11 protein-coding genes are annotated in these 15,738 nt (G+C 41.1%); all 11 read right to left on the minus strand.

Going from position 1 to position 15,738, the window contains the following annotated elements:
* Positions 1-22 precede the first annotated feature (22 nt).
* Positions 23-925 carry an N-acetylmuramic acid 6-phosphate etherase gene (gene murQ, locus RBB56_RS07810; RefSeq protein WP_306721820.1) on the minus strand — a complete coding sequence of 301 codons (903 nt, stop codon included), beginning with the start codon at positions 923-925 and terminating at the stop codon, positions 23-25.
* 3 nt (positions 926-928) lie between these two features.
* A complete protein-coding gene (locus RBB56_RS07815; RefSeq protein ID WP_306721821.1) occupies positions 929-1,822 on the minus strand; it encodes a MurR/RpiR family transcriptional regulator in 894 nt (297 codons plus the stop codon).
* Between the two features lie 262 nt (positions 1,823-2,084).
* Positions 2,085-4,136, minus strand: a complete 2,052-nt coding sequence (locus tag RBB56_RS07820) for a methyl-accepting chemotaxis protein (RefSeq protein WP_306721822.1) — start codon at positions 4,134-4,136, stop codon at positions 2,085-2,087.
* 170 nt (positions 4,137-4,306) lie between these two features.
* Positions 4,307-5,959: a response regulator gene (locus RBB56_RS07825; protein WP_306721823.1), complete on the minus strand. Its 1,653-nt coding sequence runs from the start codon at positions 5,957-5,959 to the stop codon at positions 4,307-4,309.
* 3 nt (positions 5,960-5,962) lie between these two features.
* Positions 5,963-7,546 carry a sensor histidine kinase gene (locus tag RBB56_RS07830; RefSeq protein WP_306721824.1) on the minus strand — a complete coding sequence of 528 codons (1,584 nt, stop codon included), beginning with the start codon at positions 7,544-7,546 and terminating at the stop codon, positions 5,963-5,965.
* An 85-nt stretch (positions 7,547-7,631) separates the two neighbouring features.
* Positions 7,632-9,371 (minus strand): cache domain-containing sensor histidine kinase, encoded by a 1,740-nt coding sequence (locus tag RBB56_RS07835; protein ID WP_306721825.1) that lies wholly within the window; start codon positions 9,369-9,371, stop codon positions 7,632-7,634.
* A gap of 23 nt (positions 9,372-9,394) precedes the next feature.
* Positions 9,395-10,531: a sugar ABC transporter substrate-binding protein gene (locus RBB56_RS07840; protein WP_306721826.1), complete on the minus strand. Its 1,137-nt coding sequence runs from the start codon at positions 10,529-10,531 to the stop codon at positions 9,395-9,397.
* Between the two features lie 139 nt (positions 10,532-10,670).
* A complete protein-coding gene (locus RBB56_RS07845; RefSeq protein WP_306721827.1) occupies positions 10,671-12,350 on the minus strand; it encodes a ribulokinase in 1,680 nt (559 codons plus the stop codon).
* Between the two features lie 45 nt (positions 12,351-12,395).
* Positions 12,396-13,172 carry an SDR family oxidoreductase gene (locus RBB56_RS07850; RefSeq protein ID WP_306721828.1) on the minus strand — a complete coding sequence of 259 codons (777 nt, stop codon included), beginning with the start codon at positions 13,170-13,172 and terminating at the stop codon, positions 12,396-12,398.
* Positions 13,173-13,244: 72 nt separating this feature from the next.
* Entirely contained in the window at positions 13,245-14,192 is a 948-nt protein-coding gene (locus tag RBB56_RS07855) for an ABC transporter permease (protein ID WP_306721829.1), read from the minus strand.
* 9 nt (positions 14,193-14,201) lie between these two features.
* Positions 14,202-15,692 carry a sugar ABC transporter ATP-binding protein gene (locus tag RBB56_RS07860; RefSeq protein ID WP_306721830.1) on the minus strand — a complete coding sequence of 497 codons (1,491 nt, stop codon included), beginning with the start codon at positions 15,690-15,692 and terminating at the stop codon, positions 14,202-14,204.
* Positions 15,693-15,738: the final 46 nt, after the last annotated feature.

Consider the following 15,738-nt stretch of genomic DNA (forward strand, 5'->3'; position numbering starts at 1 on the left):
CCTATTCCTCCTCCAACTATCATTATTTATTCTCATTAAGAGCATATCGTATATGCCCATGTGAGCGGTTCAATTGTTCTATGGCTTCGTCTTTCGAGCATTGTAAAAGTATCATTGTGATCGCCAGTTTGACGCTTCCTGACGCTTCTTCCAATTTTTCTTTTGCTATCTCCTGGCTGCAATCTGTGGCGGTTATAATTATATTTTCCGCTCTCTTAACCAACTTCTCATTCGTCTGCATTACATCCACCATAAGATTTTTATATACTTTTCCAATCCCTACCATACTGCCTGTGGATATCATATTGAGGACCATCTTCTGTGCAGTTCCTGCTTTTAACCTGGTAGAACCCGTCAAAACCTCCGGCCCCGGCACCGGCTCGATTGCAATATCCGAATATTTCCCTATCTCCGAATTCTTATTACAAGCTACGATAGCCGTCTTACAGCCGATTTCCCTCGCATATTTTAATCCGCCTATTACATACGGCGTCCGTCCGCTGGCTGCGATGCCTATAACGATGTCATTTTCATTCAGATTAAGAGCCTTCAGATCCTCTTTCCCCAGCTTCACACTATCTTCGGCGCCTTCTACCGCCTTTATAAAAGCTTTGCTGCCTCCGGCAATCAGGCCAACTACCATCTCCGGCGGAATACCGAAGGTCGGCGGACATTCTACGGCATCCAGCAAGCCCAGGCGTCCGCTTGTTCCGGCGCCCATATAGATAATTCTTCCGCCATTTTCGAGGGATGTGGTGCACCATTCTATGACAGTAGCGATTTCCGGCAATACCTCCTTTACTGCACGAACTGCATTCTCATCTTCTTTATTCATAACCATCGCAATCTCCAAGGGAGACATACCGTCCAGATTCACTGTGTTCTCATTGCGTGCCTCAGTTGTCAGTTTTGTTAAATCAAGCAATTCTCATTCCTCCTTGTCGCTTTCTTCCTTGCTATTTTTTTCCTCGGTGATAGCATGGTAAGGCTTCTCAATGTGTGTCCTTTGAAACTGCGTCAAACCAGCTTCATACTGTTTATTCAGAAACCCAGTATAAAGGATATCAATAATATTGAGTTGGGCAATTCTGGATGACATTGCTCCGCTTCTGAATATAAACTCCGTTGCTGCAACGCTTAAATTGTAATCTGCCATGCCGGATAAGGGAGAGTTCTCAAATCTGGTAATTGCTATGATCGGAGCCCCTTTTTGCTTTACTTCTGCCGCACACCTTATCATTTCTTCGGTTAGCCCTGAATAGCTGATTACAATGGCAACATCATCTTTCTTGATGTTTCTCGCTTGCAATAACTGCGCATGCCAGTCCTCACTGATTAAGCAAGGCTTATTCATTCTCAGGAACTTCAAATACGCATCCTTAGCGACCAAAAGAGAGGAACCCATCCCAAACAGGCAGATGGTATGGGACTTACAAAGTAAATCCACACATTCTTCTAAAATATCGAGGTCAATTAACTTTCTTGTGCTTTCTAAGGAAACAATATTTTTATAAGTAACCTTATCTACAATAGATTCCAATGAATCCTCTTTTGTAATCTCCTTCCTTTTTTCCAGATTTGTGGATTTACGAAGGGCTAACTCATAAAGAAGAGACTTATGCAGCTCCTTGTACCCGTTAAAGCCTAATTTCTTACACAACCTAATAACAGTAGAAGGGGATGAGAAGGTCACCTCAGCAAGTTCATGAATGTTGCAGTTTGCCGCTTTCTCAGGATTCTCTATCAAATATCTAATGATTCCCTTTTCAGCCCCGCTGGCCTGCTTAGAAAATTCCTGTAAACGCACCAGAACACTTTTCATCTCTTTCCTCCATTCTCATGTCTATATCTCATATATAACACATTGAATCTTTTATATCAATTTATAGAAATAACTATGAAACTTTATACCACACTATGAATACTTTATATAGTATTTTACCGATTATTTGACTTTCTTTATGCAAAATATATAATTAAAACAGGATATTTTCCTACCGTTAAAAAAATATATGAAAATAGTTATTAACCTAAAGAATGTTCTGAATCAAAAAAAGAATGGGAATCCCATTCTTTTTTACGTTCTATACAGTAAACTGCTTCAAATTCTCCTCCAGGTTCTTAGAGCAATTCTTCAACATAACTGCCATATTCTCAAGTTCTTCCAAGGTATTAAGCTGCTCCTGGGTGGATGCGGATACTTCTTCCGATGCGGCAGCCGCTGCCTCGGAGGCTTCCGCAATGTGATTAATACCGCCCAGAACACTATTTTTATCTTGGTCTATCTTATGGATTACTTCCATAATCTTCTTCATATCCTGAAGCAATTCATTCATTGCCATATCGATCTTACCAAAATACTCCGCGGAAGCTTTTGTTGATTCCGCCTGTTCTTTAATTACCGCATTGGCTTTCATGATAAACTCGGTGGACGATTTCGTTTTAAACAAAATCTCTTTCGTCAGACTCCCTATCTTCTCTGTCTGCATACCGGATTGCTCTGCGAGTTTCCTGATTTCTTCAGCAACGACTGTGAATCCTCTCCCGTATTCTCCGGCTCTTGCCGCCTCAATCGATGCATTTAAGGATAATAATTCCGTCTGCTCCGAGGTGGTATTCAGAATCTCTGTAAACTGATTAATGACCGTTATACTTTTAGCAAGTCCTGATATTTGCTCAGCAACTCCTTCAGTAATAGAAATGACCTCTAATGCCTTCCCATCCAGTAACCTCGCCGCTTGAATTCCTTCTATCGTATAACTTTTAACATTTCTGGCTGCAGATTCCATGGCATTGGTACTGCTTACCGCATCGCTAATACCCTCAGCTAAACTGGAAAAAATCTGTGCACTTCTATCAATTTCTTCATTCTGCCTTCCTGCTCCCATCGCTACATCGTCAATCGCACCGGATATCTCCGATGCAGTACGGGTGGCTGCCACAGATATCTTAGAGAGTGATTCCGCTGTTTTGCTTACTTCCTCAGACAATTCATTGCTCTGTGATATGAGTGCCCGAATGCTCTTTACCATGGAATTAAAGGAAGCCGCCACCTTTCCAATCTCATCCGTACGCTTTGTTCTCGCTGTAACAGTCAAGTCCCCCCCAGCAGATAGAGACATCGTCTTCTCCACCCCCTTCAAAGCCTTTGTCATATTCAACGCGAAGAACAATCCTCCTAATACGGCTAATAGGGAAAAAATAGCACCCACCAGCACAATTAGGTTTTTAATTTCGTTGGATCCTTGCAATACTTCCGATTCCGGAACTGTAATTATGTAAACAAAGCCTGATTTATCACATTTCTTATAGGTAACAATGGTACTGACACCATTTATCTCCGTGTAAAAAGTATCGGCATCCACTGACTGTACCCTTTGTTCCACTTCTGCAAATACCGGTTCTTCTTCACTTTGTATCATCTCATTATATGGCAATGCGGAGATTCTGCTGCCATTGGATGCGATCAAATAAGATCTGTCATTTTCACCAACCTTAATATTAGTCAGCATAGATTGGAAGGCATCATAGTTTAGTTCGACCTTAACCGCTCCGACCGCTTCCGTATTCGAGTAGTAGAAGCTTTTCACTGCTTTTCCTACAGCGAGATACCCGTTATTCACATAAGTATCCACCTCGTTCGCATTTAACCATATCATATCCGCATTATCGATTATATTCCTGTACACGAGAGTTTCACGAACATCTGTAATTCCTTCCGGCAGAACACTTACCGGACCTATGACATCTCCTGTTACATACATTAACGATAGGCTGTCGATAAACTTGTTGGTAATCGTAATGCTTTGAATCTCTTTATCGAGCACCTGCAGAAGATTCTTTCTCTTCATACTCCACTCTGCTTTTTCTTTATCATCCAGCCCCTTGGGAGATTCCAGATTATTGACAACATCCTGGAATGCCGTACTTAAAGAAACCTGTAAGAACACCTGATTGATACGCTCCATCTCCTGATCGATCATATCAGCCGTCTGTGAAGCAAGGGCTTCCTTCGATTTCCTTGACTGCTCCTCAAGAGCCGTCTTCGATATCCCGGTAGCCATAATTCCGATAATCAATATCGGTACAAAAACAACCGTCACTATGACACCGATTAACTTCTGTAGTAAACTCATTTTTCTCAGGAATTTTCTCATTCGTATTACCCCCATAGATAATAATACATACTGATAGCAGTATAAATCATAAATACTCTTAATAATATTCGAGATTTATACTGATTTCCCCCAAAATATACCACATTCTTAATGTCTTCTCACTTATACAGCCATTTTTGTCTTTCCTGCTACTCTGTCTCCCGTCTTCCCTGATTTCTATATTCCTTCGGTGTAAGTGCCACATACTTTTTAAATTGAACGGAAAAATATTTATAATCGCTATATCCTATCATTTCCGCTATCTTATAAACCTTATAATTTGTGTTTACCAGTAATTTCTTGGCCTCCTGCATACGGAGCTTCTGGATATAATCGATATAAGTAATTCCAGTCACTTTCTTAAATAAGAAACTAAAATAAGTTTCTGACAGGTACACATGCTCACTGATCATTTTCAAAGTAAGTTTCTCACTTAAGCATGTGGCAATATACGCTTTCGCTTTATCGATAACTATTTGCTGCTCCTTTATTTCCATCGGGGCAATGGTCTCATCTATCGCTTTTGCAAGCGTTACCATAATGTTAATAACATAAGCTGACAGTTCCTTAACGGTTAACGCCTCTTTTACAAATTCGCTGAACTCGTCTCCAATAATTTCCTCCATCTCCCCATTGCTATTGGTAATCTTGGACTGAACCATTAGCTTAAGAGCAATGCAGTAATTTTTAACGATTTCCGGCAGCAAATTCTGCTCCGCAAGGGCATGGAACATGGATATTAAGTATTTTCTCGTATCCTCATAGTTTCCATTACTAATAGCAACAGCCACATGCTCCATCTCCTCCGGATAGAAGCGGATAAAGTTCTGTTCATATTTCGACTCATTATTATCCTGATATACCTGAACTCTGTATTCTCCAAGGTAAAAATTATTCTGAATGGACTTTTTGGCCTGGCTGAAGGATTTGGCTATATGATGAATGGAAGGATAGCTCAAACCAACCCCGATCGTATAAGGCACTGCCACATGCTTGAACAGGCAGTTGTGTATACTTTCGCTAATGCTTTCCAGACAAGGAATCATCAGTGCATCTTGCCTTTCTTCAGACGGGAAACAGAATACAAAATTAATTCTGTCGCAGTCCTCCACAATATAATAAACATCATCGATATTACACAATTCTTCATTTATAATATTTCGGTATGCAAACGTAAGAAGCCGTTTATCGGTTCCCCAAGTGGATTCTAGTTCTCCAAACACACTTTTTCTATCGAATTTAATCGTTGCCGCCGCAAAATAATGTCCGGTAAAATCAAGCTCCAAGGATGCTGTCTTTTCCTCAAAATCATTGAACAAGCTGATATCTCCATCCAGCATAGACTGGAGAAATTCATTTCTGAGAGTTTCATATCCTGCATTCAAATAAACATTGCTATGATATATTTCTTCTTTAATCTCCCTTTTCCGATCCATATTCTCCTTCAAAGCGGTAAAGGTATCCAACAACTTTTGTTTATTTACAGGCTTCACCAAATAATCGAAGGTCTTGAAATTAATTGCCTGACGGGCATATTCAAATTCTGCGAATCCGCTCAAAATAATAATTTCGATATCGGGATACCGCTGCCTCGCTGTCTTCGCCAGCTCCATGCCTCCCATCACCGGCATTTTAATATCTGTTAATAAAACGTCTACCTGAACCTTCTCCAACAGTTCCAAAGCCGCCTTTCCATTCGAGCTTTCTGCCACGACCACAAATCCTAAGGATTGCCATAGGATGCTGTTCACGATACCTTTTCGTATCATATTCTCATCTTCTACTACCATCAATCTATACATAGCTTACTCCTTAATCGGGATACACAGGCTCACTGTAGTACCTTCGTTTATTTTTGATTTAATACTTATGCCATAAGGTTCGCCAAAGTATATCTTAACTCTCTGATTCACATTTCTCATACCGATACTATCCCCTACTCCAAGAATCGAGCTGTTCATTCGGAGTGTTATCCAATCACAAACCTCACTCTCCATACCCCTTCCATTATCCTCTACCTCGAAGATAATGGTATCCGCTTCTTTCTTCCCCGTAATGTGAATGATTCCCCCTCCTTCTATTCCTCCGAATCCATGGGAAATGCAGTTCTCAATAATAGGCTGAAGAATAAGCTTTACCGTTTTATAGTGGATGATTCCCGGATCTATGTTCCATATAACATCGAATTGATTCTTATGCATGATTTTTTGTAAGCATACATAACTTTTAACATTCTCAATCTCTGTATTAATAGATACAAAGGCTCCCTTCTCGGATACGCTCGTTTTGAAGAATTCACCGAGGGCCGATACCATCTCCCCAATCTCTTCATAATTCTTCATCTGTGCAATCCAGAAGATATTATCCAGAAGATTATACAGGAAATGGGGATTGATCCGCTGCTGTAAGGCTACCAGTTCCAATTCCTTGATTCTCGTTCTAAGTTGGGTTTCATTTATATTCGTAGTATAGGTTTCTTTCAATACCTCGTTGAGCTTATTAAGCATGGAAGTGAATACTCTATTCAAAATCTCATTTTCGTCCTGAGAATTAATATCTGCTTCTTCCTCCTGTTCAATAAATATATCTCCTTCCTCAATCCGTTCCATTCGCCCGAGCAAACGATTCAAAGGAATCTTAATACTTTCATTTACCAGATAAGAAGCGCTTCCCGTACAGATCAATATGAACAGGAATATGAAAGTTACCGTCATCAATCCCCTCAACTCATATTTTGTTCGAATAAAAGTATTATTGATCTTAAGCCCCGTATCCAAAATCGGAGTTGTCACCTCATAAAACAACGCTTGCTTTTCGAAGCAGGAGCCTGCAACGATTCTACCCTGAGTATCCGTAATTGCAATTTTCTGTTTTGCGGAACCTGCTGCATTATCCAATATGCCCTTTACCGCGTTTAAATTGATAAGTATCACATACCTTGCCCTTAGCCCGCTGGTGTAGTCCACTTCAACGAGTTCCGTCCGGCATAGTGCCGGCTGCTGCCCGTAATCCAGATAACTCCAGTTAGGCCCATCTTCTAGCCCACTGCTAATCTCTTTCGCATCAATTAATGTCTTCGTATAGGAGAAAGCAGTTCCATCTTCCAGAATAATTGCTGCATAGCTTATTTCTTCCTGATTAGAAACGATACTCGCTATCGTATTCTCAACCCGGTTATTGACCTCCTCCGTCCGATATACAGTAGAAGTCGCATATAAATATATATCTGTTAAAATATCATTGTTCTCTTTTAAATATTTGAACTTCAATTCTAACTGATCGAACATATCATTGACTCTGATATCGGATTCATAAGCAAAATTATCATAATTACTTCTAATGTTATCGTGATAATAGAGAAACTCGATAACTGCGCTAATAATAATCATGATCGAGATTGGAATAATGCATAATATAATAAAGGCATAAATAAGGCGTCTGCGTATCGAAATTTTTCTGAGATATCCTACAAACTTATCCATATTGTTTTTTTCCTTCGCTTCCATTGTCCTTGTAAACAGGCATTATTACCTTGATCTTCTCCGACTTATCATCCAAAATAACCCCAAAGACATCCCCATAGTAAAGCCTTAACCTCTCATCCACACTGTTAATGCCTCTGATGTTTACCTCCCTTTGCTTAAGCTGGCTTAAGAAATATTCCACGGCATTTCCTGTCATAGTCACCTGGATCGTATCCCGTTCCCCTACAATCGATATGCCAATCTCAATCCGGCTTTCCAGATCGTCCAGATTGGCAGAAATCACATCCTCTACAATCGGGTGGATCGCCAATTTTATGATCTTTGTATGCTTCATAGATATGGATACATCCCAACGATTTACAATTCGATTCTCAAATCGTTTATTTTGCAGGAATATATAATTATTTACACTTTCAACTTCATTTTCAATGGTAATGTACTCCCGGCCTTTTATAATAATGACCCTTAGATAATTACCAAGTGCATTGACAATCTCGCTGATTTCCTCATCGCCTTCCAATTGTCCATTCCAATAAATAGATTCCAATGTATTATATAGAAAGTGAGGATTTATCTGTTGCTGCAGCGCCGAAAGCTCAGCTTCCCTACGGAGCTCTCTCAACTTCGTTTCCTGCAGTTTGATTTCATATTGTTGCTGAAGCGCTTCCACAAGATTACTGCTCATTTTATTAAAGCCATCTATCACGGTATGGTATTCATCATTTCCATCATCCTCTACATACTTCTCCACCTTCGGTTGCTTCATTTCCTCCATCAATCGGTTAATGGGTCCTGTAATGCTTCTCGTAAATAAGATGGCAAATGTAAAGGCAAGCACAGCGAATAAAACGGCTGTAAATAAGGTGATTCCAAATTGAATAAATGCTGACTTAAGAAGGGTCTGTATATCTATGCGATTAACGATAGTAAGATTCGTGTTGGAAATAGGAGTGGAAACGGATATGGACAGCATCTTATCTCCACCGAAAACAGAGCCTACCTGTTCTTCATTAGAAGCGCTGATAACGATATTGTTCTCATCGATAATCATTACCTCATTTAAAAGATTCGTAACATTCTCATAACATACCTTATTAAAATAAGATAAATCCAAGGCTGCCACAATATTCCCCACGCATCCTTCATTGCTATAGATTCCCCTTGTCAGTATGACATAACTGTTCTGGTCGCTCGGAACCTCCTTGGGGCTTACCTTCATCAATACTTTTCTCGCCGATCTGGAAAGCAGCTTACTCGTTTGAAAATCACCGTTCGATACGGGAGAAGGATAATAAAAGTAAGAGTGATTCACTGAAGCTATCTCACAGGCATTAACTGCACCGCTGGAGCCAAAAGTACTTCCCAAGACGAGACGTATATGATTCTCAATATCACTTTTTTGATTCCAGTCCACTTGATGATAGATCATGAGGTCATTCACAATCTCCGGATTCATCGCAACTTCTTCCAGCAGATTCATATGGGAGAACATGTAATAAGAAACGTTGTTCGCGATCTGAGAGGAAGATTCCTGTAGAAATACTTTCGCTTCCTGCTCATTTTTGGAAAAGGAATACACCGCATTATAGCCGCCGATTAAAAGTATAGGTAAAACAGACATATAAACAAAACACCAGATCAGCCTTCTATAAATACTGTATTTATATAGGTTATTTAAGCCCCATTCTTTTATTATGCCAAAACATCTGTTAACCATTAGCACTCCCATACGCCACTTTCTCAGACGCCCATTCACTTATTATATTGGAATCCCCACAATTTTTCTGCAACATACGACCAATGCCTGATATCATTGCTGTTATCCGCATTGATAATATATGGCGGAATCGTCACCTTAGCCTGCTCACCTGTAATGCTGATATCACACGTCTGCCAGTAAGTTCCTTCACAAAAATACTCCCCTTCCGGGATTTCTTTTCCGACTAATACATAATCAGCCAATAGATCCACCGTAATATCGCCATATGCAATAACATCCTGAGCGATGGCAGCATCTACATATCCTTTGTTGATCAAACTTACAAAATATGGTTCCGCATCGATGGTCACAAGAATAACATGCCCCTCCTTCCAAAAGGGATACCAATGCCCTGATTCCTGAAGAGCTTCCACCAGGCCCCTGCCCGGATGTTCACTGGAACAATGAACGGCATCGATTTCTATTCCATCTTCAAACGCCTTCATAAGCTCTTCCTTCACCAGCTCAGGCATTCCTTCCGTTGCCCTCGGCAAATAAGTGATATCAGGATACCGGCTGATCACCTCTTCAAACCCTTCCTTCCGAAGCCTCCATGCATTGCTCGTTAACTTCCCATAAGCATTGAATACGGTCCCCCTCGCTTCTCCGTATCTTCCGATCAACTGTTCCACAATCACTTCCGCCGCTAACTGCCCGGCCTTATAATTATCAAAACTCACATCGATTGCCAAAGTTCCTCCTACAGCGTTCGTATCGACGGTGCACATAGGTATTCCCGCATCATTTCCCCGGCGTATTACCTCCTCAATGGAAATACTGTCAATGGCAGTCGTAATAATCGCATCAGGCTCCTGCTTGATAAAATTTATAATCTGTTGATTCTGCCTCATAGGATCATAATCGGCAACAGAGTTTTGGAAAATCCATCCTCTTTCTTCTACCGCCTTCTTAACCGATTCATTCATAATAGTATAGAAATAGGAATTAAAGCTTTTGTGTGCGAATGTAATAGTAATCGGTGTTTCTTCTATATCGGCAACATCTTCTATTATCATACTATCAGATTCCATGCCGGCACATGAAGCGAACAGCATTATACACCATATCATTATAATGCTCATCCATATTTTATTGTGCCGTATCCCATCCTTTTGTCGCTTTATCTCCATACTTCTTACCATCCTTATATTACTACTCTGGATATGTTTCTTAATCTGAAAATTATATCATATTTTTCATTACTTGTGGATTTCATTCCTTCTTATTTTTAAAATGGGATGCCCCTATAAGCAGGAACATCCCAACATACTACTTTCTGGATTTTATTGCATTATTTTTAATGCTTTTGAGGCGCTTCATAACATTATTTCCGCCTCTTCCGAAATAATCGTGCAAAGTCTTATACTCCTGAAACAGATCTTCATATCTTTGCACATTATCTGCATTGGGTATGTATACCTTATCCTGAAGACGGGACATATGCTCGGATGCTTCCTCAATGGTATCATAACCGCCTCTTTCCTTACCGGCTGCAACTGCCCCGAACAGTGCCGCTCCAAGAGCCGGTGCCTGCTTCGACGCGGAAATATGAATTTCTTTATTGGTTACATCCGCATAAATCTGCATCATCAGCTCACTTTTGCGAGCGATGCCTCCGGCCGCATAAAGCTCCTTAATAGGAACTCCTCCTTCTTCAAAAGCTTCTATAATAATTCTCGTGCCATAAGCAGTCGCCTCTATTAAAGCCCGGTAAATTTCCTCCGGCTTAGTCTGAAGGGTGGCTCCTAACAACATTCCACTCAGATCGGCATCCGTCAATATACTACGATTTCCGTTCCACCAATCCAGTGCAATGAGCCCACTCTCTCCCGGAAGTTGGTCTTTTACCTTATGCTCCATAAGCTGATGAATGCTGGTTCCCTTCTCTGTAGCTTCTTCTTCATAGCTTCCCGGTGCACAGTTTCTGACCAGCCAGTCAAAATGATCCCCTACGCAAGCCTGACCTGCCTCATAAGCATAATATCCCGGGACCACACCATCTTCTACTACACCTCCAACCCCCGGAATAAAATGCTCTTCCTCGCTCATCATAATATGACAAGTGCTGGTTCCCATAATCATAAGCATCTTACCCGGTCCTGTAATCCTGACAGCAGGCAGGGCCACATGCGCGTCTATATTCGCTACCGCTACAGGGGTTCCTTCCATAAGTCCGGTCAACTCTGCCGCATTCTTTGTCAGATATCCCGCAAGGTCTGTTGTAGCATATATATGATCGCTTAATTTCTCCTCTACGAAGTTCTCCATTCCGGGATTCAACTCGGCAAAGAATTCCTTATCAGGATAACCATCCCGCTTAGACCATACTGCTTTATATCCGGCTTGGCATAAGCTTCTCTTTTCTTCTCCGATAAGCATCATAACGACCCAGTCGCCGGCCTCCATGAAACGATCCATCACCCGATAGATTTCTTCATCCTCACGCAGTATTTGCATTGCCTTGGGAACTACCCACTCGGAAGACATTCTTCCGCCATAACGATGCATAAACTTCTCACCTCTGCGATGGGCAACTTCATTGAATAGATCCGCTTCTCCCTGTGCCGCATGATGCTTCCACAACTTTACATAAGCATGAGGTCTATCCTTAAATTCCTCCTTAAAGCAAAGGGGGGTACCGTCCTTATCCACCGGAAGCACCGTGCAGGATGTGAAGTCAACACCGATTCCAATGATCTCTTCTTTACTTACCTTACCCTTTCTGAGCACTTCGGGAATTGTCGTTTGTAAGACATCCAAGTAATCCTGCGGATGTTGCAATGCAGTTTCACTTGCCAGACGCTGCGTAGAACCCGGCAAATACTTATCCATAACACCATGTTTATATTCCAATACGCTGTCACAGATTTCTTCGCCATTCTCCACATTTACCAATACAGCACGCCCGGACAGGGTTCCATAATCGACACCAATGGTATATTTTTTCATTATTCTTCTCCTCTTAGCATCTAAAGCCAATAAAAGCTACCCGGATTAGAAGCAGCTAAATGCTCCATCAATTACAAAATCCGATCCTGTAGTGAAATCACTCGTGTCGCCTGCAAGATAAACGGCGATTGCCTGTAATTCATCCGTACGCCCCATTCTTCCCATAGGTGCCATGGCGTTCCACTGCTCTATTAAGGCTTTTAGATGGGGTGCATTCAGTACAAGTTCGGTGCCCATATATCCCGGACTGATGCTGTTAACCCTTACGCCGCGCTTAGCGAATTCAACAGCCATAGACTTCGTCAATTGGATGACGCCTGCCTTGGAAGCATTATAAGAACACTGGGGTTGAGGTACGTTAACAATATGTCCTGACATAGAAGCCGTATTAATAATCGAGCCCTTACCCTGCTTTAACATAACCTTAGCTGCTGCCTGCGATGTTAGGAATACGCCGGTCAAGTTAATATCGATTACCTTTCTGAATTGATCCAAAGTCATCTCTTCTGCCGGTATATTCATACAGATTCCGGCATTGCAAAATGCAACATCCACTTTACCGAATTCCTTTAGAATCGTATCGATCATTTGATCCACATCTGTCTGATCGGTAACGTCTGTTTTAATTGCAATTGTCTTAACTCCTGTGGACTCCGCGATTTCTTTCGCTGTTTTTTCCGATTCTTCTATATCCAAATCAACAATTGCCACATCGCTTCCTGCCTCGGCAAGCGCGAAAGCTATCGCCTTACCAATACCTCTTGCTCCCCCCGTAACAAAGGAAGCTTTCCCATCCAGTCTCATTCTTTCCATAATACCCATATGAATTTTCTCCTTTATCTTATATTTAATTTGAATTGTTTCCTACCTTGCCACTTTTAACTCTCATAAGCCTTAAGTGAGTGCTCTTTTTTTCTGTAAACTGTCAAAACCTACTGCCAATACGAGCACAATACCTTTTACGACCATCTGCATATAAGTGCTTACGTTCATAAGAACCATACCGTTAGTAAGAATTCCTATGATCAATACACCGGCCACTACGTTCGACATCTTACCATAGCCTCCGGTAATGGATACTCCACCGAGTACCACACAGGTAATTACATCGAATTCATATCCGAGACCTGCCGTAGGTTGTGCCGAATTCGTACGGGATAACATAACAATGCCGGCAAGACCGGCAAATAAACCGGATAATGCATATACCAGATACTTCGTAACTCCTACTCTAATACCGGAAAGCTTAGATGCCTCTTCATTACCGCCGACTGCATAGAAGTAACGGCCAAAGTAGCTCTTATTCAAAATAAAGGAACCGATCGCGAAGCAGACAATCATAATGATTACCGGGACGGGAACCGGTCCTAAATATCCCTGTCCTATTACTTTAAATCTTTCATCAAATCCATAAATAGGTGTACCTCCGCTAATCAGATAGGAAGCACCTTCGAAGACAATCTGTGTCGCAAAAGTAGCGATAATCGCAGGAATCCCGATTGTGGATATTAAGCATCCGTTTAAAACACCGACGAGCATCGACAGTATTAAGGATACAATCACCGCCGCCACCATACCAAAGCCCATATGTACCATCAAATATGCCGCAACGATATTAACGAAAGTAATGATGGAACCGGTCGAAAGATCAATACCTGAAATTAAGATAACAAATGTCATACCTATGGATGCAATACCTAACATAGATACTTGACGCGCTATGGTAAACAAATTGCTTGAAGATAAAAACCTTGGGTTTGCCAGTGAGAATGCTATAAACAGAATGATAAATACCATCCAGATAGCTTTTTCCTTTAATATTCTTATGATTGTGCTTTTCATCCTTACCTCCTAAACGGCAGATGCCATTTTCATTATAGTTTCTTGATTAAATTCTTCTTTTTCCAGTTCACCGGTAATCCGGCCTTCTGCCAAAACTATAATTCTATCTGACATTCCCATTAATTCTTCCATTTCTGATGATATTAATAAAATTGTTTTACCACTTGCAATTACTTCGTTCATCAGCTTATAAATCTCAGCTTTGGCACCCACATCGATTCCACGGGTGGGCTCATCAAAGATAAGCAATTCTGAGTTCGCAGCAAGCCATTTTCCGATAATGACCTTTTGCTGATTGCCGCCGCTTAGGTTCTTTACCAATTGATGCAGTGTGGGAGTTTTAATCAACAATTCCTCCTCACATTTCTTGGCTATTTCTAATTCCTTTTTATTGTTAATTACTGACGCTTTGGATATTTTCTTGTAGATTGGCATGTTGATATTATTTTTTATAGATATACCGAGCAACGCACCATGGCGTTTGCGATCTTCAGGTACGAGCGCAATTCCAAGGTTAATCGCTTCCCTCGGAGATTTCGGATTGATTTCTTCTCCTTTAAATATCATCTTTCCGTCTGTCTTCTTCGCCGCACCGAAAATCATCTGTACAAGTTCTGTACGGCCGGCACCTACCAGACCGCCCAATCCAAGAATTTCACCTTTACGAACCCGTAAATTAATGTCCTTATCTCCATTGCCGCTTACATTTTGTAACTCCAGAATAATTTCATCTTTCTTATAACCTGTCTCACGCGGAGGAAAGGTTTCGCTCAAGGAACGCCCCACCATTAACTGAATCAGTTCATCTACATGGGAATCCTTGGTAATCAATGTCTTGATATATTCCCCATCACGCAATACAACAATGCGGTCCGATAACCTATATATCTCTTCAAGCCTATGAGATATGTATATAATAGATACTCCCTTTTCTTTTAGTAATTCACATACTTTGAACATGCTTTCAACTTCAGCGGTCGTAAGAGGAGCGGAGGGTTCATCCATAATAAGAACTTTCGCATCCTGCAGAATTGCCTTGGCGATCTCAATCATCTGCTGATAACCAACGGTAAGATCCCCGACAAGAGCCTTGGGATCTATTTTAATATTTAACTGTGCAAAAGCCTTTTGCGCTTCCTTCTCCATCGCCTTTTTATCTACGACGATCCCTTTTCTGATCGGATTCCCCAGAAAAAGGTTCTCGGCAGCCGAAAGCCCTTTTACATTATTGAATTCCTGATAGATAATTGCTATCCCATTCTCAGCAGCGAGCTGAGGGGACATGTGGGTGAATTCCTTCCCATTAATCACTATTTTACCCGAGGTAGGAATAACCGCACCGGAACAGGTCTTAATCAACGTGGATTTTCCGGCGCCGTTTTCTCCAATCAGTGCGAGAATCTCACCTTTTTTTACCTCCAGAGAAACGTCCTTTAATGCAACTACACCGGGATATTCTTTTCTGATATGTTGTAGTTCCAAAATATATTCATCTTTCATTATTTACACCACGCATTCTTGTTTTTGAATGTGGGGTTATCCTTCT

The organism is Kineothrix sp. MB12-C1 (assembly GCF_030863805.1).
Taxonomy (GTDB): Bacteria; Bacillota; Clostridia; order Lachnospirales; family Lachnospiraceae; genus Kineothrix.

Bases quoted from the DNA above. Each gene is read 5' to 3' on its own strand.
- RBB56_RS07815 (WP_306721821.1), bottom strand. From the start codon at position 1,822: ATGAAAAGTGTTCTGGTGCGTTTACAGGAATTTTCTAAGCAGGCCAGC.
- RBB56_RS07820 (WP_306721822.1), bottom strand. From the start codon at position 4,136: ATGAGTTTACTACAGAAGTTAATCGGTGTCATAGTGACGGTTGTTTTT.
- RBB56_RS07825 (WP_306721823.1), bottom strand. From the start codon at position 5,959: ATGTATAGATTGATGGTAGTAGAAGATGAGAATATGATACGAAAAGGT.
- RBB56_RS07830 (WP_306721824.1), bottom strand. From the start codon at position 7,546: ATGATTATTATTAGCGCAGTTATCGAGTTTCTCTATTATCACGATAAC.
- RBB56_RS07835 (WP_306721825.1), bottom strand. From the start codon at position 9,371: ATGGGAGTGCTAATGGTTAACAGATGTTTTGGCATAATAAAAGAATGG.
- RBB56_RS07840 (WP_306721826.1), bottom strand. From the start codon at position 10,531: ATGGAGATAAAGCGACAAAAGGATGGGATACGGCACAATAAAATATGG.
- RBB56_RS07845 (WP_306721827.1), bottom strand. From the start codon at position 12,350: ATGAAAAAATATACCATTGGTGTCGATTATGGAACCCTGTCCGGGCGT.
- RBB56_RS07850 (WP_306721828.1), bottom strand. From the start codon at position 13,172: ATGGGTATTATGGAAAGAATGAGACTGGATGGGAAAGCTTCCTTTGTT.
- RBB56_RS07855 (WP_306721829.1), bottom strand. From the start codon at position 14,192: ATGAAAAGCACAATCATAAGAATATTAAAGGAAAAAGCTATCTGGATG.
- RBB56_RS07860 (WP_306721830.1), bottom strand. From the start codon at position 15,692: ATGAAAGATGAATATATTTTGGAACTACAACATATCAGAAAAGAATAT.